The sequence below is a fragment of the Enterococcus sp. AZ163 genome, assembly GCF_050498925.1.
Classification (GTDB): Bacteria; Bacillota; Bacilli; order Lactobacillales; family Enterococcaceae; genus Enterococcus_A; species Enterococcus_A ferrettii.
Window position 1 is genome coordinate 215,505 of sequence record NZ_JBIPAO010000003.1, and the last position, 20,940, is coordinate 236,444.

22 protein-coding genes and 1 tRNA gene are annotated in these 20,940 nt (G+C 36.6%); 5 read left to right on the forward strand and 18 right to left on the reverse strand.

The window, feature by feature from the left end; translation table 11 throughout:
- Positions 1-88: 88 nt before the first annotated feature.
- The 5 genes from IGI46_RS22660 to IGI46_RS22680 all read right to left on the reverse strand — a co-directional run bounded on the left by IGI46_RS22660 (position 89) and on the right by IGI46_RS22680 (position 2,416).
- Positions 89-436 (reverse strand): tail assembly chaperone, encoded by a 348-nt coding sequence (locus IGI46_RS22660; protein WP_429965605.1) that lies wholly within the window; start codon positions 434-436, stop codon positions 89-91.
- A gap of 24 nt (positions 437-460) precedes the next feature.
- Positions 461-973: a phage major tail protein, TP901-1 family gene (locus tag IGI46_RS22665; RefSeq protein WP_429965604.1), complete on the reverse strand. Its 513-nt coding sequence runs from the start codon at positions 971-973 to the stop codon at positions 461-463.
- Between the two features lie 3 nt (positions 974-976).
- Positions 977-1,366 carry a hypothetical protein gene (locus IGI46_RS22670; RefSeq protein WP_429965603.1) on the reverse strand — a complete coding sequence of 130 codons (390 nt, stop codon included), beginning with the start codon at positions 1,364-1,366 and terminating at the stop codon, positions 977-979.
- A gap of 203 nt (positions 1,367-1,569) precedes the next feature.
- A complete protein-coding gene (locus IGI46_RS22675) occupies positions 1,570-1,995 on the reverse strand; it encodes a transcriptional regulator (protein ID WP_429965602.1) in 426 nt (141 codons plus the stop codon).
- Positions 1,996-2,053: 58 nt separating this feature from the next.
- The gene (locus IGI46_RS22680; RefSeq protein ID WP_429965600.1) at positions 2,054-2,416 is read right to left on the reverse strand and encodes a transcriptional regulator; all 363 of its coding nucleotides are present in this window, start codon (positions 2,414-2,416) and stop codon (positions 2,054-2,056) included.
- Between the two features lie 194 nt (positions 2,417-2,610).
- Here IGI46_RS22680 and IGI46_RS22685 point away from each other — a divergent pair, with 194 nt between their 5' ends.
- From IGI46_RS22685 to IGI46_RS22695, 3 genes are read left to right on the forward strand one after another with little or no spacing between them, the layout of a single operon-like run.
- A complete protein-coding gene (locus IGI46_RS22685) occupies positions 2,611-2,976 on the forward strand; it encodes a helix-turn-helix domain-containing protein (RefSeq protein ID WP_429965599.1) in 366 nt (121 codons plus the stop codon).
- A 4-nt stretch (positions 2,977-2,980) separates the two neighbouring features.
- Complete coding sequence (locus IGI46_RS22690; protein WP_207702734.1) at positions 2,981-3,664, forward strand: ImmA/IrrE family metallo-endopeptidase; 684 nt, start codon at positions 2,981-2,983, stop codon at positions 3,662-3,664.
- 41 nt (positions 3,665-3,705) lie between these two features.
- Positions 3,706-4,086: a PH domain-containing protein gene (locus tag IGI46_RS22695; protein WP_429965598.1), complete on the forward strand. Its 381-nt coding sequence runs from the start codon at positions 3,706-3,708 to the stop codon at positions 4,084-4,086.
- An 85-nt stretch (positions 4,087-4,171) separates the two neighbouring features.
- Here IGI46_RS22695 and IGI46_RS22700 read toward each other — a convergent pair whose 3' ends face one another.
- From IGI46_RS22700 to IGI46_RS22715, 4 genes are all read right to left on the reverse strand, one after another.
- Positions 4,172-4,726: a hypothetical protein gene (locus tag IGI46_RS22700; protein ID WP_429965597.1), complete on the reverse strand. Its 555-nt coding sequence runs from the start codon at positions 4,724-4,726 to the stop codon at positions 4,172-4,174.
- Positions 4,708-5,445 (reverse strand): peptidoglycan amidohydrolase family protein, encoded by a 738-nt coding sequence (locus tag IGI46_RS22705; RefSeq protein ID WP_429974339.1) that lies wholly within the window; start codon positions 5,443-5,445, stop codon positions 4,708-4,710. Before IGI46_RS22705 ends, IGI46_RS22700 begins: the two co-directional genes overlap by 19 nt.
- 278 nt (positions 5,446-5,723) lie before the next feature.
- Positions 5,724-6,446: an ABC transporter ATP-binding protein gene (locus IGI46_RS22710; RefSeq protein ID WP_429965595.1), complete on the reverse strand. Its 723-nt coding sequence runs from the start codon at positions 6,444-6,446 to the stop codon at positions 5,724-5,726.
- A complete protein-coding gene (locus IGI46_RS22715; RefSeq protein WP_429974340.1) occupies positions 6,446-8,896 on the reverse strand; it encodes a hypothetical protein in 2,451 nt (816 codons plus the stop codon). The genes IGI46_RS22710 and IGI46_RS22715 overlap by 1 nt, the downstream gene beginning before the upstream one ends.
- A gap of 274 nt (positions 8,897-9,170) precedes the next feature.
- Here IGI46_RS22715 and IGI46_RS22720 point away from each other — a divergent pair, with 274 nt between their 5' ends.
- Positions 9,171-9,320, forward strand: a complete 150-nt coding sequence (locus IGI46_RS22720; protein WP_207702730.1) for a hypothetical protein — start codon at positions 9,171-9,173, stop codon at positions 9,318-9,320.
- A 692-nt stretch (positions 9,321-10,012) separates the two neighbouring features.
- Positions 10,013-10,109 (forward strand) — tRNA-Sec (locus IGI46_RS22725).
- 118 nt (positions 10,110-10,227) lie between these two features.
- Here IGI46_RS22725 and IGI46_RS22730 read toward each other — a convergent pair.
- From IGI46_RS22730 to yedF, 9 genes are all read right to left on the reverse strand, one after another.
- On the reverse strand, positions 10,228-12,288 hold the full coding sequence (locus IGI46_RS22730; protein WP_429974341.1) for an LTA synthase family protein: 2,061 nt from the start codon (positions 12,286-12,288) through the stop codon (positions 10,228-10,230).
- 256 nt (positions 12,289-12,544) lie between these two features.
- Positions 12,545-14,350, reverse strand: a complete 1,806-nt coding sequence (locus IGI46_RS22735) for an ABC transporter permease (protein WP_429974342.1) — start codon at positions 14,348-14,350, stop codon at positions 12,545-12,547.
- A 13-nt stretch (positions 14,351-14,363) separates the two neighbouring features.
- Positions 14,364-15,116, reverse strand: coding sequence for an ABC transporter ATP-binding protein (locus IGI46_RS22740; RefSeq protein ID WP_429974343.1), 753 nt, complete (start codon positions 15,114-15,116; stop codon positions 14,364-14,366).
- Positions 15,116-15,481 (reverse strand): YxeA family protein, encoded by a 366-nt coding sequence (locus IGI46_RS22745; RefSeq protein ID WP_429974344.1) that lies wholly within the window; start codon positions 15,479-15,481, stop codon positions 15,116-15,118. The genes IGI46_RS22740 and IGI46_RS22745 overlap by 1 nt, the downstream gene beginning before the upstream one ends.
- A gap of 150 nt (positions 15,482-15,631) precedes the next feature.
- Positions 15,632-17,023, reverse strand: a complete 1,392-nt coding sequence (gene selA, locus IGI46_RS22750; RefSeq protein ID WP_429974345.1) for an L-seryl-tRNA(Sec) selenium transferase — start codon at positions 17,021-17,023, stop codon at positions 15,632-15,634.
- Between the two features lie 7 nt (positions 17,024-17,030).
- The gene (locus IGI46_RS22755; RefSeq protein WP_429974346.1) at positions 17,031-18,167 is read right to left on the reverse strand and encodes an aminotransferase class V-fold PLP-dependent enzyme; all 1,137 of its coding nucleotides are present in this window, start codon (positions 18,165-18,167) and stop codon (positions 17,031-17,033) included.
- Between the two features lies 1 nt (position 18,168).
- On the reverse strand, positions 18,169-20,070 hold the full coding sequence (gene selB / locus IGI46_RS22760; RefSeq protein ID WP_429974347.1) for a selenocysteine-specific translation elongation factor: 1,902 nt from the start codon (positions 20,068-20,070) through the stop codon (positions 18,169-18,171).
- Positions 20,071-20,331 (reverse strand): DUF3343 domain-containing protein, encoded by a 261-nt coding sequence (locus IGI46_RS22765; protein WP_207702722.1) that lies wholly within the window; start codon positions 20,329-20,331, stop codon positions 20,071-20,073. It lies immediately after the preceding gene.
- An 11-nt stretch (positions 20,332-20,342) separates the two neighbouring features.
- Positions 20,343-20,939: a sulfurtransferase-like selenium metabolism protein YedF gene (yedF, locus tag IGI46_RS22770; RefSeq protein ID WP_429974348.1), complete on the reverse strand. Its 597-nt coding sequence runs from the start codon at positions 20,937-20,939 to the stop codon at positions 20,343-20,345.
- Between the last annotated feature and the right edge of the window lies 1 nt (position 20,940).

The following is a 20,940-nucleotide window of genomic DNA, read 5'->3' on the forward strand; positions in this document are numbered from 1 at the left end:
CGCTCAATATCTTTAAAATGGAAGAAGTTCAGACAACGCAAGGCGTTGATTTGAACTTCCTCATAGTAATCGCGAAATGATCGTGGTTTTACAGAGCTCCTTGAGCTTCCTGCAACGTTTGATTGACTAGGCGTTTTGTATACTCCGACTTTTTTAATTCTTCGATCACATCATTAATAAGTTTTTCAGCACCAACGTTATTTAAGTACTGATCCAATAAATCCAGCGTGATTTTAGGCTTTTCTGTCTCATTTGCCATAAGAAGTGCTTCAAATGCTGTTTGCATATCACCCAACATAAGATTAGTAATGATGGTACCAATCCCTAGTCTCAGTTCAATGCCGTTTTTATCTAACGAGTATTTTTCGTTAATTCTTGCTAAAAAACCGTACCCAAATTTAAAATGATAGTTTTTTTCATTTACCGTAATATCCACAAAAAGATCCTCCTAAGTGTTTGATTATGGTGCTGCTTCAACTTTTACTGTGTCCTTAAATGCGTAGTCGCCGCCGTCACTATCATCAATTACTAATGTTGCATACCCATTTTTTCCGGTCGATTCAATTGACCATTCTAATGAATATTCCACTTTATCTTCGGCATTATCTGTTGGTTCAAAGGTTGTAAGATAGCCTTCAAAATACTTTGCTTTATATTTAGAAACATTTTCACCAGTACCCGCTTCTTTGGTGCTAATCCGCCATAATTGCATCCGTTTTCCAGCATCAATTCCTTTCTCTTCCAATTCATCAATTCGTGTATCTCCTACTTTGTATAACGTAGTGGCTGATGCAGTCGTTTCAACAGCTCCTGGTGTAACAACTGTGCCATCTTTTGTGATCGTCGTTTCACTGCTTTTTGATTTTGAATAGCCGCTTTCTGTTGTGTAAGCCAATCCCCAAGCTGCCTCGTTTCCTTCTTCCTCTGTAAAGCGATAGCGCCACAATACATCGATTCCGTCTAATGCTGCCATATTCTATTCCTCCATTTTCTTTTTTTCTAAAGGTAATTTGTTGCTGATTAACAGACCGAGCTGATTTTTTAAGTCATCGATCATGGTAGTTAAAGCTTCCAATGCAAGCTCATGAGATTGGTCTGTTAATAGCAGCTGTTCTGTAAAACTGTATTGAAATTCTTGCCAAATTCTTTCTGATTGCCTCATAAAAAGTTGTTGGCGATAGTGCAACTCCAACCTTGAAAGCTGCTCTTCCTGTTTTTGCTTTTCTTGAGTCAGCTCTTTTTGTTGGTTCTCAAGTTGTTGAATATAAAGCTGTGTTTCTGCTAAACGTTGGCGAAATGCATTTTTTCTTGCTTGTTCTTTACCCACTCGTTTTTGCAGCTTTTCAATAATTCTTTCTGATTCCAAATGATTAGTCCTCCTACTCCCTCTGCAGCGGTTTACTTGTAACTAATTATTTTCAGATACGCACATTTTTGGTCATTGGGAGACCCCCACGTGTTTTATTTAACGTCCACAACCTCCGGAAACGGACCATTCTGTTGTTTAGAATTGTTGCGCTATTTGACATTACCAATTTAACGTATGTAATTGGTAGAAAGATATAAACGTTATTCTACTCTTACCAAAATTCCTCGCTCAATCGCTAATTTTTCTAAAATACGATAACGTTTCTTATAAATTCCAGCAGTAGAAAAGTAAGTTGCTTTAGCTATTTCAGGCCAACTCAAATAGTTGAATTCTCCCCATAAATAGATATCCACCAGCTCTTTTAGATCTTCACTTAATTGGTTATATACCTTCGTAATATCTTCATACAAAGCTGCATAATACCTGTAGCTTCTATTTCTCTCCTTTAGAAATAGAGCTCCTAATTCTTCCTCTGGGTGGGACATAGAACTTTTCATCCATATATTTACATCATTAGGATGCCATTCATCAGCTATTAGTGCCTCTGCCATTTTACTAGGTAACCTTTTATAAGAACGAAAATCCTCTTCTAAATTTGCTAATTTTGCTTTACTTAATTCTGCCATATTAACTCCTCCTTTTAATCTCTTTTCGAACATATGTTCTTTTTTAGTTAAAAAAAATTTAAATTCCCAATTTCTCCAGTAAGTTAGCAAAAAACTGATCCCGCAAACGTGTTACCTGTCGTGCACTTAAATAGACTTGATCTGCTACACTAGATAAATTGCAATTTTTGTATGGATTCATATACAGCTCTTTAATGATTATGCGAACTTCAGGAGAAGCAGTTGCTAAGGTCTCCTGAATTATTCTATGGTTTCTTTCTAAATTTCTCAGTCTCCTATCTGAAGAAATAGTTATGAGTAATCGGTCGTCAGTGTTCGGCCACTGAAGAGAAATTTCACCCTCCTTTTCCTTAATATACTCTTTCAAGTTAGGATAATCAGAAAGAATTCCTTTCAAATAATCTTTTTTCCATTTTTCCACGTGCGTAACTCCTTTCGCCAATTTTCTCATCACTTCTTTACTTAAATAGACAAATATTCTACAATAGAGAAGACGAATAGATCAGATTGGCCCTTTTTTCCGTTTCCTATACAACTATTGTATACATATATTCTGCATAATGCAACCATGTCGATTTTTTGTCTATGTTTTTTTTAGAAAGAAAGGTTATTCTCATGAATCTATACGAAAAAATAAAAATATTAGCAAATGAACAAGATATTTCCATTCGTCAATTGGAAGAACAATTGAATTTTGGCAATGGCGTAATCAATCGATGGCGAAAAAACAAACCTGGGATTGATAAAATTGAAAAAGTTGCTGATTATTTTGATGTCTCTCTCGATTATTTGTTAGACCGAGCCGCAAGTGTCAACGATACTGATGCTCCAGACAATCATTCAATTGCCAGGCAAATTATGCTTCGTTCGGATACCTCCGATCTCTCTGAAGAAGATGCAGAAGATATTGAAAAAGAAGTTGAGCGTTTCTTGAATTGGCGTCTGCAGGAAATCAAACGAGAACGTACAGAAAAGGATTGATTGTATGTCAGGCGAATTAGAGGAATATGTTCAATTTTCTACAAAAATTAACGAGTACCTTTCAGCCACAATGTTAGGGTTAGAAATGAATGTTGAAAACTATAATCACGAAGCAGTTTGGCAGTGTATAATGGGTGAAAGTATAAAAATCCGCGGTTTTTATTTCGAAGGCAAAGCACGTCAAACGCTCTCCGGAATGATCGTTAAAGATGCGCATGAAACTACCATTACTTACAATAAGCATATGAACCAAAACCGAATTAACTTTACAATTTCACACGAATTAATTCACTACCTTTATCATTTAAATAGAGAAACTCCTTACCATTATGATACAAAGCAAACTTTGAATACGTATGATTATAAATCGCTCATTGAATTTCAAGCCAATATCGGAGCTGCGGCAATTCTTTTACCTGACCCAGTATTTATCAATGTATTAAAACAAGGGAAGAAACCAGCCGACATTTCAAAAGAATTTGGTATTTCCGAAACAGCTTTAAAGCTGCGTTTAATTCAGACAATGCAAGCTGAATTTAGCGCCTCCTATGAAGCTGCCAGCAAAACTAGCTTTAAAATACTAAATCAATTCGGCCATACTGGGCAAACTTTGATGAAGGATCTGGGAACCAATCTCGAAAGAAAAATTATCGATACAAATCCTTTTTATGAGGCTTTGTGTATCTAGATAATATTTTATTAACGAACGAATAGAAAAGAGGAACAATTATGGGATTATTTGATGGCCTGATGGGCAATGCTTCTGAAGTTAAACAAACAAAAGCAGACAAAGAATTAGAAAATGTATTAATACCCAATGAAACAGTTGATTTAGCTTTTGTGTTAGTCAGAGATTTAATCGTTTTTACAGATTATCGATTAGTTATTGTCGATAAACAGGGAATGACTGGAAAAAAAGTTGAATACAAAAGTTATCCTTACAAAAGTATCTCACGCTTCAGTGTTGAAACTTCTGGACACTTTGATTTAGATGCTGAACTAAAAATTTGGGTTTCTAGTGCCCTGGAACCAGCAGAAGTACTACAGTTTAGAAAAGACAAAAATATTATAAAGGTCCAACAAGCGTTAGCTGCAGCGGTAATGAAATAACCAAAGAAGCGAAAAGTTCGTTCACTTTTCGCTTCTTTGGTACTTCTAGTACTTCTAGTTACTTAATTACATCCCAATCGTAAGCCTATGCTTGCCAGCCAGAGGCTGCATTAGAATAAATCAGCAATTGATTTGCTTGGCGCTCTTTCACTAAGAAAGTTCGGGTTGTTTTGTTTTCAATATTGATTGCATCTCCATTTGCCCAGTGAGTTGCTTGAGCACGAAGTTTTACTAAAGCCCCTCGAGTGATTTGATTTTTAGGTGCTGGGCTTACTTGGCTACTATTTACCCAACCAAAAACTTCTGGATTTGATGCCGAGGCCATTCTAGTTCCTTCAGCATTTCCACCAGTAACTTTATATACTGAGTCATATTCTGAAAGACTAATTTTGACGTTGGTGGATACTGCTTTGTACGCGTTCCATCGGGTCGTATTTTTGTTCATAGCAACATATCGCTCAGTAGCACCAGCAGGGATAATCTTATGCTTCCGCTCTAACAAACAATCCCAGTCATAAGCCCATACCTCCCAACCATTTGCCGCATCTGAATATAAAAGCAACTGGTTGTCTTTTCGATCTTTAACAATAAAAGATCGGGTTGTCTTATTTTCAATATTAATTACATCTCCTTGGCCCAATGACTTGCCGCAGCGCTCAGTTTAACAACCTCATTCGAACTAATTGTATTTGATCTGAATAGCATCAAATCTTTTTCTAAAACATTCCCTCCCCAAGCATCATCTAATGTTCGAATGTAAAGAGAACCATCATTATTGATTTTCGATACATTATACCCTCGCATCATATCATCATAGTTAATCGAGTTACCTCCATGCCATTTCGTAGCACTATTAGAAAAGTGTACCTTTTGGCCTACTTTAAATTTAGAAGTTGGAACAGGTGGTGGTGTGGGTGTACTGTTTTTCAACCGATAATAATAAACAGGTAAGCCGCTGTAATCACCCATCCAACCTTGAGCAGGGGTTGTTACAATTCCATTTTTCCCATAAGCAGGAGCTAAAGTACAATGAATGATTGTCTGATTATCTAAAAAGACCCCCGTATGACCACCAGATCCGCCAGATCCGCCAGATCCGCCCTTAACACCGGAGACAAAAAGATCTCCTTTACGAACTTCGCCTCTTCCAATCGACTGCAATACACTACCTTCTAATCGATACAAGCTGTCCGTATTACCTACCGCTGTTCCAGATGGCAGAAATCCTGCCTCCATTAATGCGAAATAAACGGAAGAACTGCAGTCATAACTATTCGGTCCCATTCTGTTAGTCATGGAATAGGTAACCTTTCCTTCTCTTGCCTTAAACCAATTAATTACTCCTTCAATACTTGCCATAAAAATCAATCCTTTCTCTTGTTTCTATTTTAGAAGTGGCCACCTCCTCATATAAATGTACACGAACTTATGTTCTGGTTGTGGACAAAAAAAAGACATCTTGATTTTTTTGATAATCTAAAAAATGCTATCTCCTACTTAGATGGACTACTGGCGCATGAATAAATAATAAGATGATCCGAACTATAAAAAATGATCTCGTCATTTAAGAATGTTCATCTCGTAGAGTTCGGATATTTTTATCGGCATTTTACTTCTATCATCATTCCTTTGAGAGGTTACACTTCAACCATTTTTTCAGCAATTTCCCACTCCGTTATTTTTCCAGCTGTTTTCATTCGGTCATAAATTTTACCATCCTTCAAGAAGATCACACTCTTCGCGCTATTGGCAACTTTATTATCATGAGTGATCATTAGAATAGTTACACCCATTGCTTCATTGATGCGCTTAAAAATAGCTAAAACTTCCGCACCTGCATTGCTGTCGAGATTACCCGTCGGTTCATCAGCTAAAATAATTCTTGGTTGATTAACCAGGGCTCGACAAATAGCTGTTCGCTGCTTTTCTCCTACTGATAAGGTTTGAGGGAGTTTATCCAACAAAGGTTCGATTCTCAAGGTATCAATCAAGGGTTTTAATTGCTGCTCTATTTCGTTGAGATTGCGTTTATCTAAAATAGCCGGCAGCAGAATATTCTCCCGTACCGTAATACTCTCCATCAATTGGAAATCTTGGAAAACAAATCCTAATTTACGGCGCCGAATATCCGATAATTCATCTGGATACAACTCCTGTGTATCTTTCCCCTCAAAGAAAACTTTTCCAGAGGTGGGTGAATTAACCATGCCCAATATTTTTAGTAACGTAGTTTTACCGCAACCTGAACGGCCCATAATACTCACATAATCGCCTTGATCAAGCTGTAAATCGATCCCCTTTAGCACATGTTGTTCCCCGTAACTTTTGAAAACATTCTTAGCTGTAATAATTGCTGTCATCAGATCACCCACTTTATAATTTGATTTCCGCACCAGCGATAACCGCAATACCAAATAAAAATGTACCCGATAATTGCTGATAAAAAGTGACTCCAGAATTCCTGACGTTCTACTTGATTAAAAAATCGTAAGCCAAACATTGTAAAAATAAACCCCATACTTGTACCTACAGCTAATACAATTGGTAATAGAAGAAATAATCGTAGTTGACGATTCACCAATTTTCGCCGATCTCTTTCACGAATGCCTAATAAGCCAAGTAGATTTTGCCGGTCCGTCCAGACATTTTTTTCACTAACATATTTATTTAAAAGTAAACTAAAGCACAGCAGCTGACTGATAATAACTAAAAAGATTAAAACCATCATTTCCAGTTTATTTTCAGTAACAACATTTTGCTTTCGTTGCCCTCTCGCATAAAATGGCTGAATCGACTCGTCCCAGCGACGTTCATCAGCATACTTTTCAGACAAAAACGCTAATTCTTTGACCATAGTCTCTTCGTCAGCTGTACGAATCAAAACCAACTGTCGAGCGAAATTGGGCTGTTCTTTTACGGCTTGTTGAAAATCTTTATTTGATAAAACAATTAGATTTTCTTGCAATCCTCGTTGAAACATTCCGGTTAAAATAGACCGTTCCTCGCTTTGAATCTGACGTATAGGAAATAGATTATCGACATTTGCTGTGTCATACTCTTCCAAAGGTTGGCCAATTCGCAAACGTGGCAACGAGCTTCCTGGATCCCAGTCAATCGGTTGCGCTTGAATACTGATAGTCTGTTGGTAAACTACATGCCAGAATCCCTTTGCTAAGTGCAGTGGTTGTTCATTCATTCCAATTTTCTTCCGTAATAGTTGATAGGTATCCTCTGATATCCCTACATGCTGCCCTTGGATAATCATCACCGGACGTTGTGTACCATACATTTCCGGTTCAGGATCCCCATCGACCGAAGTAATGGGTAACATCGGAAATATGTTCATTTCAGCATTTTGTTCTTCACTAATTTTCTTCAGTTGAAGAACATCTTCAGCTTTGACTTTTGCCATAATAGTGTAGGGAAAAATAGTTGCTTCTTCTGTCATTTGATACGTAATGATTCTAGGAATCAAAATGCCCATACAAAACACTTGCAATAGAATCAAAAGCACAACTAAACTAACACTCTTACGAAATTGATAGAAAAAATCAGTAAAATTCAAAAATTGTTCATAATAGCTGTGGCTGTGTTTCAATAGCTGCTGTCCAAGAGCTGCTCCACCATATACTATACCAAGTAACCCAATCGCTAATGGAGCAAAGATAAAGTATGTTTCTGAAGATTTTCGGCGGCTAAACCATAAAAAGGTAATGACTAGAGAAACTATCCCTACACTTAACCAAATAATTGGATATTTGACATTTCCTTTACGTACATCGACCGATTCTTTATGCTTAAACTGTAAAAGACGCAAAATTTGTTCTTGATGAAAAGCCAATGTTAAAACCGAAAACATCAATTGAATCAGTATCGCTATCACAAAAACTAACCAATCTACTCTAACTATTGGCAGCAACAAAAAAGTACCAAAAACTACAGCTAAGCTAATATTTAAAAGATATTCTCTAATAAGCATCCACAAATAGGTCTTTCGTCGAATACCCAAAAGAATCCAAAGTCCATTATTAGTTGTTCTAAAAGACAAATAAACCCCGGTAACATAAGTTAAAAAAATCAATAATAATAGACCCAATATCCCACCAGACTCAATGAATATCCGTAATAAGCCAGTTTTATTAAAGATACTCTCCTGATTATGAAGCACCGAGAATGAACGATAAAAAACCAATAGTAAAACAACAGAAGTATATGACACTAGATTGCCTACAACCAATATGACGGAATCTTGACGATAAAACAGCCAATTTTTTCGAATGATTTTTTTTAGCAGTTTAGGGTATGTACCTTTAAAGTCTAATCTCTCCTTTTTGTCTTCTTTCATAGTGAGCTTAGCAGCCTTAGTCTCAGCATATTCTCGATCTCGCTCTGGTTTTCCGTCAAGATAACGTGACAGCATAAACTCAATAAATGCCAATCCTGGAACGAATAGCAGCGCAATATTTACTTGAAAGAACTGCAAATAAGCGACCCCGATCATCAGGAAAAATAAACTAACATTTTTCATTTTTGGTAATAGCATATTTCTGTAGTCAAATGTTAACCCAACAGCTTCTGCAAAACTAAAAATAATTAGCAACAGCAGTAAGCCACTTCCAACCATTGCTTGTGTCCCAGAAGCAAAGTTGTGTTGCCAAAATGCCAAAAAATCATGATTAAATAAGCTCGTGAACCAAGCTCCAAAAACTGTATATTCCTTTTCAATTCCTTGGACAAAAGGGAATACGATCCCTAAAATAATTAGGATATATCCAAAAACGATGGAAATCTTATCTATTGGCTTTTTCATTATTTTTCCTCTTCCATTCACAAACTAATAATAACGCTTTCAATAAAAGCTTAACATGCTAATACATAAAAACAACCATGATTTTTTAGTTTTACAAATTATTTACTCAAACTTCATTTATCCAAAACAGATACTCTATACAATAAAAGGTGAAGAGAATCCACTTCAAAACAACGTAGTAGTCAACTATTCCCATTTATGCTATAATTATAAATGGAATTTCGTTATCAGCGTAATAGTTGCCTTTCGTTAGTACAAAGAAAGGAGAATGAATATGACATTCTATAACAAAGAATTAACTTATCGAGTAACTTTGGATACTGAATTGAATCTTTTCATCGTTTTTAATGAAGAGGATGCAAATCAATTTGCTACCGGTGTTACTATCGAACAAGCAGTACAAGAATTGAAAAAAATCGCATAAGGAGTGCAATTCTCAAATGAACGGTTCCAGTTCTCTGTAAAGGCATCTACTAGAAGTCAATAGTAGATGCCTTTTGTTTTGTCTTTTTATCAATATTTGCCATGTTTTTTTACTTTGAATACTGTTCTGCTAACGCTACAATTTACTTGTTGATTGTGCATCCTAATCGGTTTTTTCTATTTCCCCTTTTGCAAAAGATATGAATAAATTAACCTATATATCCTTTCAAAGAACGAGTTTGGGGAGAAAAAAGAACGTACGAAGGATCTATATTTCTCCAATTCTTAATAAGTGTTAAATTCTGACTATTGTGCTTCGCAGCTTCCATAAAAACATGCTATAATAAGTTAATACGAAAAATATTTTTATGCGACACTTTAACTCATTTTGATGAAATTTAATCAATCTGGCGTAACTATAGGGTTACAAGGATGTATTAGAAGGATTTGGGAATACATCGTTTAAACGAGAAATAGTTAATTTTTAGTAATAGTCTACACCCTCAACTTTAAAATATGAATATTGATTAGTTAGATAGCCTTCTCAGTACTGAGAAGGCTATCGTTCATTTTGCTGATATATTGAGCACTGTCGCTTTTAAAAGTATCTTCCAATTAATTTAGTAAGTAATCTGCCTTTTGTTATAAAACGGTTGATTGAGCTGCCAAAGAATGATAAAATTATCTTGTTTCGGGAGTGGATGGGTTCTGGTGTGCCCTCTGGTCTTCAAAACCAGTATGAGGAGTTAGTAGCTTCTTGGGTGGGTTCGATTCCCACACATTCCCGCCAATAATGCTTAGCCAAGCTGATCACTAGTGATTGGCTTTTTTATTTTATCAAAATAAGAGAACAGGCAAAAGTTTAAAGTGTATCGTTCACTATATACTTTTGCCTGTTCTTATACTCATTATTCAGCTGGATATAAATTAGCAGTGGTCTGATTCCCGTTTTGGGAATAGACACTTGTTGATTTTTGACCTTTTTCTTTTTCAACTGCTGCATTTTTATCATCTAAATTATGATAATCATATTTCTTAGCATCCACAGGAGTAAATCCCTGTGGTGTATAAAAACGCAGTAAATTTTCTTGATTTAGCTTATCAGATAAAGATAAAGCAGTCTTCACCTGCTTTTGATCCTTAGTCACTTGATCAGCAATTCCTGCCGCTGTGGGATCAACTACTTGACCTGTTTGATTGTCATAAGTTTGTCCGCCTAGTTCCGTGTATTGCGGAGTAACAAAATCGCCATTTCTAAAGGCAACTACTTGATTATGCTGTGGTGAAAAAAGATCCGTTCCAAAATGAATATAGCTTTTATCATCAATACCTACTAAATGCAACAACGTTGGCAATACATCAATTTCGCCACCATATTGATGTTGCACCCCACCATTTTCGAAACCTGGTATATGAAACATCAAAGGTACCCGTTGCATTTGAGCATTATCAAAGTTACTCCATGTGCTTGGATCTTTTCCTAACGCTTGTGCCAAATCTTTATTATTCGTATCAGAAATACCAAAATGATCACCATAAATCATAAAAATAGAATTCTGGTAAATCCCTGCATTTTTTAAATACGTGAAGAACTGTTGCAGTGATTCATCCAAGTAATGAGCCGTTCGCACATAATCATCTACAACACTATCACCAGTATTCAATGAAGGGAAATTGAAATTTTTGTCATCAGTATAATAAGGTGTATGATTCGTTACCGTTAAGAATTTAGCATAAAAAGGCTGTTGTAAATGTTCTAAATGCCCTGCTGATTCTCTCAGCATATCCTTATCTAAAATTCCATAACCCAAACTTTCATCTGATTGATTGAAGTAAGAACGGTCAAAAAAGTTTTCATAACCTAAATTCTTATACACATGGTCTCGATTCCAAAAACTACCAACGTTTCCATGAAAAACAGCACTGGTATATCCTGCTGATTGATTTAAAATGGCTGGAGCACCTTGAAAGACATTGTCTGAACCCAATTGGGTAAATAGCGACCCTTGCGGCAAACCAAACGTACCCGTTTCCAGCATATTTTCTGCATCACTCGTCTTGCCTTGACCTACTTCATGGAAAAAATTATCAAAGCCTAAGGTTTGCTTGTCACTATAAAGACTATTTAAAAAAGGTGTTACCTCCTGACCATCAACCTTCATTCCAATTAAAAATTGTTGGAAACTTTCCAAGTGAATAACAATCACATTCTTACCCTTAGCCACCCCAAATAAATTTGGATCAGCTGCAGCATAGTGACTGTCCGTGTATTTTTTTACTTCATCTAGACCATTACTAGAAGCATGCGCTCTTACACTATTGGCCATTTCAGTAGTGATTCCATCATATACCGTAAAAGCATCTAATCCTAAATATTTTACAATGTAGGAACGATCAAAGGTTCGCTGCAATAATTGAGGACGATTTGCTTCACTTAAGGATAAATTTACTGTGAAAAACAAAACAGATAATGCTGTCATAGCAATAGCAGCCGGCTTTTTAACTGACGGACTAACCAACGGTATTTTCTTAATGAACAGCCATAATAAAATTCCTAGAAACGTTAAAATATCCAACCAATAAAAAATATCATGTCCATTCATTAAAGCAAATGAGCTCCCTGAAATACCATCCGAAACCTTCGAAAAACCTAAAACTGACTTAACTGTAACGAAATCCGTAAACTCTCGATAAAAAATAATGTTCAAATATAAAATCAAAGTATTCAATACATCCAAGACAAACAAAGTGATTAATGCTGGTTTGATTTTTTTAACGTAAAGAAAAATCCCAAAAATTAGAGTGGTTGTTGCAACCGGATTAATCCACAAAATCATCGTTTGAATGGTTCCCTTGACTCCTAACGAAAAATCTAAGTAATAAGCTAGCATTGTTTTAGCCCAAAATAAGAGACCGACAACCAGTAAAATTACCCAGCGATTGGTAATTACCCGTCTAATTTGGTTCATCAAAACCACTTCTTTCTACTATTAAATTCTCCTCCATACACTATAGACCTTTTGATAAAAGAACGGGTCCTTCTGATAAATTATTTAGGATTTTTACAGTTTATTCTAGAAGATCAGCTATAAATATCCGATTAGTGTAACCAGACTTATTGAGTCAAGAAAACTTTCAGTCTAAACACTTAAAAAATTTTAACCTTTTATCGTTTTTTTTTCATAATTCTATCTGCGTTACATAAAATAACAAATCATCTGAAACTTACTCTTGTTGTTCAATTACTAAGTGTGTATACATCCAAACAGTAATCACATAATAAATCAAATATAAAAGGAAAAATATCCCAAATGGTATCCATAACTCTTGATAAGGATCGCTCAAAAATGCTGTGAACATTTTCAGTCCAAAAAGTACGTGAACCATTCCTAAGAAGCCAGGTCCTAAAAATAGAACTCCAATTTCTCTGCGAATAGATTGTTTCAATAATGATTGACGTGCACCAATCTTATTAAGCATACGATAACGTTGAACATCGCTATAAGCTCCAGATAAAATTTTAAACATTAGACAGCTTGCTAACATTGTCAAAAAGGCTAATCCTAAGAAGAAACCCATAAATTCAAATCCAGAAAACATGATATTATAGGAATTATAAGCAGAAACCTTTTGTGAAAAACTACCAATGCCGTCTTCATCAATTGATGGGTTGTTTTTCTCATTCTCGTGAGCCAAAGCTTGGATAGGTTTTAACTGTTTCAAAAAGTCATTTACTTGAACCAATTGCAACTTATCAATCGATTGATCAATAGCATCAAATTCAGCCTGAGAAACTAGATGCACTTCCTTGCTTTGTTGATCTGGTAATTCTACCGAACGTATCGCATCCTGAGCCGTAATATTATTCTGCATTTCTGAACCTGTATATTTTTTAACCTTGACTGAGCGATCTTGTTTGAACTCATGAGTAGAAATTGGGTTTTGATTGAACTCTTCCGTTAAATAGTACATATTCTCGGCGTCTTCTTTAAATTGATAGTTCACATCTGTCGTTGGATTTAATGCTGACACTTTTTGCTGATCTACTTTTTGAGCATTGTTTAGTACAAGGTCATACGGTGTCACTGCATTGGCCATTTTAGGAATCTCATTGCGGAAACCTAATCCTACTGTTAAAGCACCCAAAGCTAAAGCAACTAGCATGGCTACCATTGACAAAATTCGTGTATATTCCTGCATGCGAAAACTTAATTGTGATAGAGTAAAATTATTTAGTTTCTTAAAGGCAATATTATCTACTTTTTTCAGCATGGACAAAATAAAGACAATGACTGAATGGAATACAAAATAGGTGCCTAATACAATCGTAACCAGTGCTCCCGCAATTCCCAAAAGCTGAAGAACCATTAGTTGATCCATCATGACATAACCAGCTATCAGTAAAATTACACCCAGCAATGCTTCAAAAAACAAGCCCGATTTACGACGTTTTACTTGCAGCGGCGTTTGGTTTTCCCGCAACAAGGTCAAGATTGGTTTTTTAGCAATTACTGTCGCATTTGAAACAGCTGCAATCAAAAATAAAATTGTAAAGAAAACAACGGTCACTAAGAATGCTTTCCCATTAAGCGGTGAAAAGTGTTGAATTTGAATATTGAGTTTAGTTGTCAATAGATGATTCACTACCGAAGTTAATCCAAGTCCCACAATTGAACCACAAATAGTTGCGAGAATCCCAATCAAAAATGTTTCAATAAAAATCATTTGAGCAATTTTTTTTGATTTAGCTCCCAACATCATAAACATGCCATAATCCTTTTGACGCATTGCCATTAAAAAGGAATTGGCATAAAAAATGTAGACTAACGTAATAATCGACAGCAGGACAGTGCCAAAATAGAAGATAAAGACTATTGATGAAACCAACGAATTGCTTTTTAGAAAGGCTTCATTACTAGCCATAGATTGAAACATATAAAAGATGGCTGCTGCCATTATTAAGCCAGAAAACAAGACTAAATAGTCCCGCAAACGGCTTTTTAATCCTGTTAATGATAACTTGACTAACATACACATACTCCTTCTACTGTTCAAGGTTTCCTAAAGCTGATAAAATATCTCGATAAAATTTTTCGCGACTTTTTTCATCCCGCTGAATTTGCTGATAAATTACGCCATCTTTAATAAATAAGATTCGCTGGCAATAACTGGCAGATAGCGGATCATGGGTTACTAATAAAATAGAAACTTGATCCTCACGATTTAATTCTTCCATTGTGTCCAATAAATCTTTGGCACTTTTTGAATCCAAAGCGCCCGTCGGCTCATCTCCTAATAGTATTGTCGGTTGGGTCACTAAAGCCCGAGCGGCTGCCACCCGTTGCTTTTGACCACCAGATATAGCCGTTGGATAACTATCTAAAATATGGTCAATCGACAAACGTTGCGCTATCTTTTGAACCTCTCTCTTAATTATTTTTGGCTTTACCCCTTGTAATGACAAAGGAACCGCTATATTTTCGGCAGCGGTTAAATTTTCTAACAAATTAAAGTCTTGAAAAATGAACCCAATTTCCTTGCCACGAAAATCAGCTAGACGATTTCCTTTTAGAGTAGAAACATCTTTTTGGTTTATCAAAATATTCCCCTCCGTTGGATTATCCAACGTTGACAATAAATTTAATAAAGTTGATTTTCCTGAACCTGATGCTCCCATGATGCCAATAAATTCTCCTTTGTTCACTTCAAAGGAAATTCCTTTTAGAGCCTCTGTCTTTTTTTCATTTTTCTTACCATATACTTTTTTCACGTCTTGTATTTTTACTATTGTTTCCATTAATTTGCCTCCAATAATTTTTCTTGCGCTTTTTTAGGGACTTCTTTTTCTTGTACTTCTTCAAACGAAGTGACCCCCTTATTCTTGTTCCACGTCAATTTCAAAAAAGCTTCTTTACGTAATGGACGTTCTTTTACTGTAGAGAAATCCATACTCTTTTCCTCACCATTTTGATCATAGCCTGGGAGTTGGTATTGATATTTTGTATAAGTTTGGCCTTGACTATCGGTTTCATTCTGCTTTGTTCCATCCGTTGTTACTTGAACATAGTAGCTATCTCCTCCCATAACGACAATATCAGCTATTTTTAGGGCAGCTACTCCAATAACAATCAATGTGATTAAGCCAATTAAAAGTTTTTTCAATTTATATCGCTCCTTTGTTTTTTCTTGTAGTATAGGCTGAATTAGAAAAACGCTCCATCGAACAAAGACAAAAAGAACTAACAATTTTGTCATATAAAAAAAAGACTCAAACATGGATTTTTGCTCCATCGTTTGAGTCTTTTACTCCCATTATGCTAATGTTCTGATCGCTGAAGTTATGAACGCGAATTCCTCATCCTCAATTGTTCGTACATCCAAATAATTTTTTTTGTTTTTTATGCGACTAATTATTGGCATACGACTTTCCCGCAGCTTTTGTTGCAAAGATTCTGCCGAAATAACATCCGAATAAATCGATACGACATAAGTTGGCAACAAATGTTCAGGATAAGAACCGCCTCCGACTGCACTGGCATCCTTTTCAACAGTTATAGTTAAATCATTAGTATTTTTTTCTAGTTTCTCTGCTAAAATTGTTGCTTTGCTCAGACAGTCCTCTTCTGTTAATGACAACATACGTAAAACAGGAATTTCTTGAATTGCTTGCGTTGGATCGAGGTATAATTCAAAGGTTGCCTCCAAAGCACTTAAGGTCATTTTATCGATCCGCAATGCTCGCAATAGTTGGTTTTTTTTCATCTGTTGAATATATTTCTTTTTACCTACAATAATACCTGCCTGTGGCCCACCTAATAATTTATCACCACTAAAAGTTACTATATCACAGCCTTGATCCAGTGCTTCCTTAACTGTTGGTTCATATGGTAACCCAAATTGTCGCATATCAATAAATAAGCCGCTACCTAAATCATTAATCAATGGAATAGCGGTATGATCGGCTATTTTCGCCAATTCTGGTATAGGGACACTTTCTGTAAAACCGACAATTCGATAATTGCTCGTATGCACTTTCAAAATTCCGCCAGTTTCTTCATTCACTGCCTGTTGGTAATCATTTAAATGGGTTTTGTTGGTTGTCCCAACTTCTACAATTTTTCCTCCACTGGAGGTCACTACATCAGGAATACGAAAAGCACCGCCTATTTCCACCAACTCTCCTCGAGAAACCAAAACTTCCTGGCCCTTGATTAGCGTACTCAGAACTAGTAAAACCGCCGCCGCATTGTTATTAACTACTAATACATCTTCAGCACCAGTTAACTCCTTAATAATTTCCGTTAAGTGGCTGTAGCGAGAACCCCTTTCCCCAGATTCTAAGTCAAACTCTAAATTAGAATAGTGAAAACTAATATCTTCTACCTGCTGTTGGACTCGTTTACTTAAAGAGGATCTTCCTAGATTGGTATGAATTACAGTACCTGTTCCGTTAATCACACGACGTAAAGAAAATTGATGTTGTATTAGTTCTTCAGTAATCATTTGTTCAATAGTTGGCAATTGCGGTAAATCTTGACGTATTTGCTGCAGCACTTCTCGACGAATATTACCAAGAACTTCTTGAATCGCTGCTTTTACCGCTCCTCTAGGATACTCCGTGGCTAACTGTTCAATCGCGGGACGTTTCAAAAGAATATCCACTGCCGGCAATTGTGCTAAAAGCTCTTGAATACTTTTCACCATAATCTTCCTACTTCCTTCCAGCAACTTCACTCAATGCCTGTACTACCTGATCAATTTCTTTCTGAGTAGTAAAACGAGAAAAAGAAAATCGAACGGTTCCTCGTGCTGCAGTTCCCAATGCTTCGTGCATCAAGGGGGCACAATGATAACCCGAACGTGTGGCAATTTCATAGTCTTCCCATAATAAATCACTCACTAAAGCCGAATCAGCGTCAGCAATATTTAAAGAAAAAACATTTACTCGCTGCTGATTCATATCTCCATATACAGAAATATTAGGAAGTTCCTGAAGCCTTTTAATGAAATAGCGACCAACTATTTCTTGCGCAGGTGCTGGGTTTTCTAATCCCCATTGGACAGCAGCCCCTAAACCTGCAATTCCTGGAACATTTGCTGTTCCCGCTTCTAATAACGTAGGGAATTCCTTTGGTTGTGTCTTAGAAAATGAACGCATACCATCTCCACCAGTTAATACAGGTTCAACTACTATGTCTTTACGTACACAGACACCCCCTGTCCCTTGTGGTCCATACAACGATTTATGTCCGGTAAAACAAACAGCTGCAATTTCTTCATCGCTTAAATCGATCGATAAAACTCCAGCTGTTTGAGAAATATCAAGAACTAGTAACAAATCGTACTTTTTACAAAAGGTCTTTACTCGCTCCAAATCCAATACATTTCCCGTCACATTACTCGCATGATTGCATACCACTACCTTGGTATCTGGTCGTACTTTCTCCTCAAATTCTTGATAATTTAAACAACCAGTTGATGTTTCACTAGTAACAAAATCTAACTGAGCACCCGCTTGTTCTAACTGATATAAAGGACGAAGTACTGAATTGTGTTCCCAGCTGGTTGTTATTACGTGGTCTCCTGGTCGAATTATTCCTTTTAGCACTTCATTTAATGCAACTGTCGCATTATTAGTAAAAGCGACCTCATACCCTTCTGTGGCATGGAAAAGTTTCTTGATTGCTTCACGAGTTTCTTCAACTACCTGATAAGCCCGCAAAGAATAAAGGTGAGCTCCCCGTGATGGATTACCGAAACTGTCAGCACTCAACACCTCTGTTACTCGTTTAGCTACAACAGAAGGTTTATGAACTGTAGTAGCGGCATTGTCAAAATATAGACTCATCCTATTCACCCGTTTCTTTCGAAGCACCTAAAATCCGATAATTCTCCACTCTTTTAGTAATTTCTTGCTTATCCATATATTCTAAAATCAGCATTGATGATTTACGACTAGAGTTGGTCATGTCACGAAAATCTGCCAGTGTCATTTGTTCTTGTTCCTGAATTGTTTTACGGACCTTTTGAACCGCTTGCCAATAAATATTAGCCGATAATACGTATTCGTGAGTCAAAAAGATAACGGAATCTCCGTTTAGTGCCTCTAATACTTCCTCTGCATTTTTATCGAGTCCATACAAAGTATCTTTTTTAACCGGAGTATGACCATTTTTAGCCAACTCCGTTTCAATTTTTTCTTTCGCAAGCTGTTGGTATTTGTTAAAAGTAACTGTAAACTCAGTAACAGCCAATTTGTCCTGCTGTTCCTTAACTACTTCTGATTCTATCAATAGACGAATCAAAGCTGACAATTCCTTTTCAGTTAAGTGATTCCGCATGCGTGAACGAAATTCCTCTACCGGCATTCCTAAACGTAACCGATGTTTCTTATGATAGTCATTTAAGATGCCGATTGCTTTTTCTTGCAATGCTTGGTAACTACTTTGAGCCAGATAACCTGATTTCGTATCAATGATTTGCTGATCAATTACCATTTCTTTTAGTAATGGCTGTAATTCTTCAATAGACTGCCCCAGATATTCGTGCAGTTCCTTTGATGTAGTAAAAGGCTGTTTTTTATTATTCATGAAATCCAAAATGATCTCTTCAATACTTCCTGCCTCTTTAGCTTTTAAGCTTTCTAAGATTTCTACCTTGAACCGACGGTGTTTAGTTGGTGCTGCATCTAGAACTTCTCCACCAGCAATTGTATGCATTGGTGAATAGGAACGCAATATAAAATGGTCTCGTTCTCTAACTGCCACTTGATCCTCTAAACGTAATTGTAAAAAACCTTCTGTACCAGGTTTAATCCATTCCGTTCCTAAAGGTACCGAACGTGCCATGACTTCTCTAGTTCCAATCAATAAACGAACGCGATCCCATAGGCCAATTCCCATTTCAACTTCAGGCAAACACTTGACTTTTACATCTAACATCCAGGTCGGTTGCAGACTTTCAGAGGCTGACAATACATCGCCTCGCTCCAATTCGTCTTTACTTATATTAGCCAGATTCAAAGCTGTTCGCTGACCCGCCTGAGCCTGCTGAACATCTTGTTCATGAACCTGAATATTTCTAACTCGAACCTTTTTCCCACTCGGGTATACAAAAAGTTCTTCTCCCAACTGAACTGTACCATCCAACAGCGTACCCGTAATAACCGTACCAAATCCCTTAACGCTGAATACTCGGTCAATATTCAAACGAGCGATCCCGGTACTGCTTTTTTCAGACAGTTCCTCAGAGTGAACTTGGATGGCCGTCAATAGTTTTTCAATTCCTGTACCACTAACAGCATCCGTCTCAATAATCTCTACCTCTGCTAACGGTGTATCAGCCAATTGATCTCGAATATCCTCTACTACCAGTTCCTTTAATTCTGGATCAACCGTATCAACCTTGGTTAAAACCACTAAGAAGTCTTGAATACCTAGTAACGTCAAAATATCGATGTGTTCCTTCGTCTGAGGCATAATTCCTTCTGCAGCATCAATAACTAGCAGGACTAAATTGATACCTGGTAACCCAGCTACCATATTTTTAATAAACTTTTCATGTCCAGGAACATCTACGATTCCTACTCGTTGATGGTTAGACAAATCTAAATAGGCGAAACCTAGATTAATAGACATTCCTCGTTTTTTTTCTTCTTTGGTTGTATCCGTCTCAATTCCCGTCAAGGCCTTAATTAAGGTTGTTTTCCCATGATCAATATGGCCGGCAGTTCCAATTACAATATTCGCCATCTAAAGATCCTTTCTTAATTCATAGTCTGTTTTTAATCCTTCTCGTTTCACATGATAAAAGCTTTCAGACTTCACCTGCTGCAAAAGTGTACTTAATATTTCCTCTTCTGCTAACTCATACTTCAAAGAAAAGCCGCAACTGGCATGAATTTTCTCTGGAGTAGGAATAATTCGTACCTTTAGTTGGGCTTCTTTGGCTAGTTTTTCAGCTTTCATAGCTTCATGGGTGGAATAGAAAAGGACCACTCCATATTCTTGCATCGCCTGCTCCTTTACGGTTTCATCACTTTTGGCGCTTGTCGCATCATTTCCACAATACGGTACATGTTAGTGATTTCACCAATGGCTACTTTTTCTGTCAGCTCAAAGAAATTCAAACATGCACCACAGGCATAAATTTCTACATCCTGATCCGCCAAGGCTTGCAAATCTTCTAATGAGTCTGATCCCTCTGTTACAAGACTTACACCACCATTATAGAAAATAATTTGCTTTGGCAATACATCTTGTTCCTTTATAGAATAAATGAACATCTTTAAAAGATTTTTCCCAAGCTCATCTGAACCGCGGCCCATAATATTAGTATCTACCACTACAATATAATCCTCGTTTGTCACTATTTCTGGTGATTCTTTTATCTCTTCTGTATCCACCGCGTCGCCATTACCCTTAGAAATCTTTACTCGATAATTATCCTTGTCGGGTTCCATTTGGTAAATATACCCTAATTGATCCGCCATCTTTTTCAGATTTTGTGTGGCAATCTCATTATCAACCAACGTCTCCACCGCTTCATGTTCCTTTAATGCTTTCTTTGTTTCAATCACTGGTAATGGACATGCTTTGCCAATTGCATCAATTTTATACATG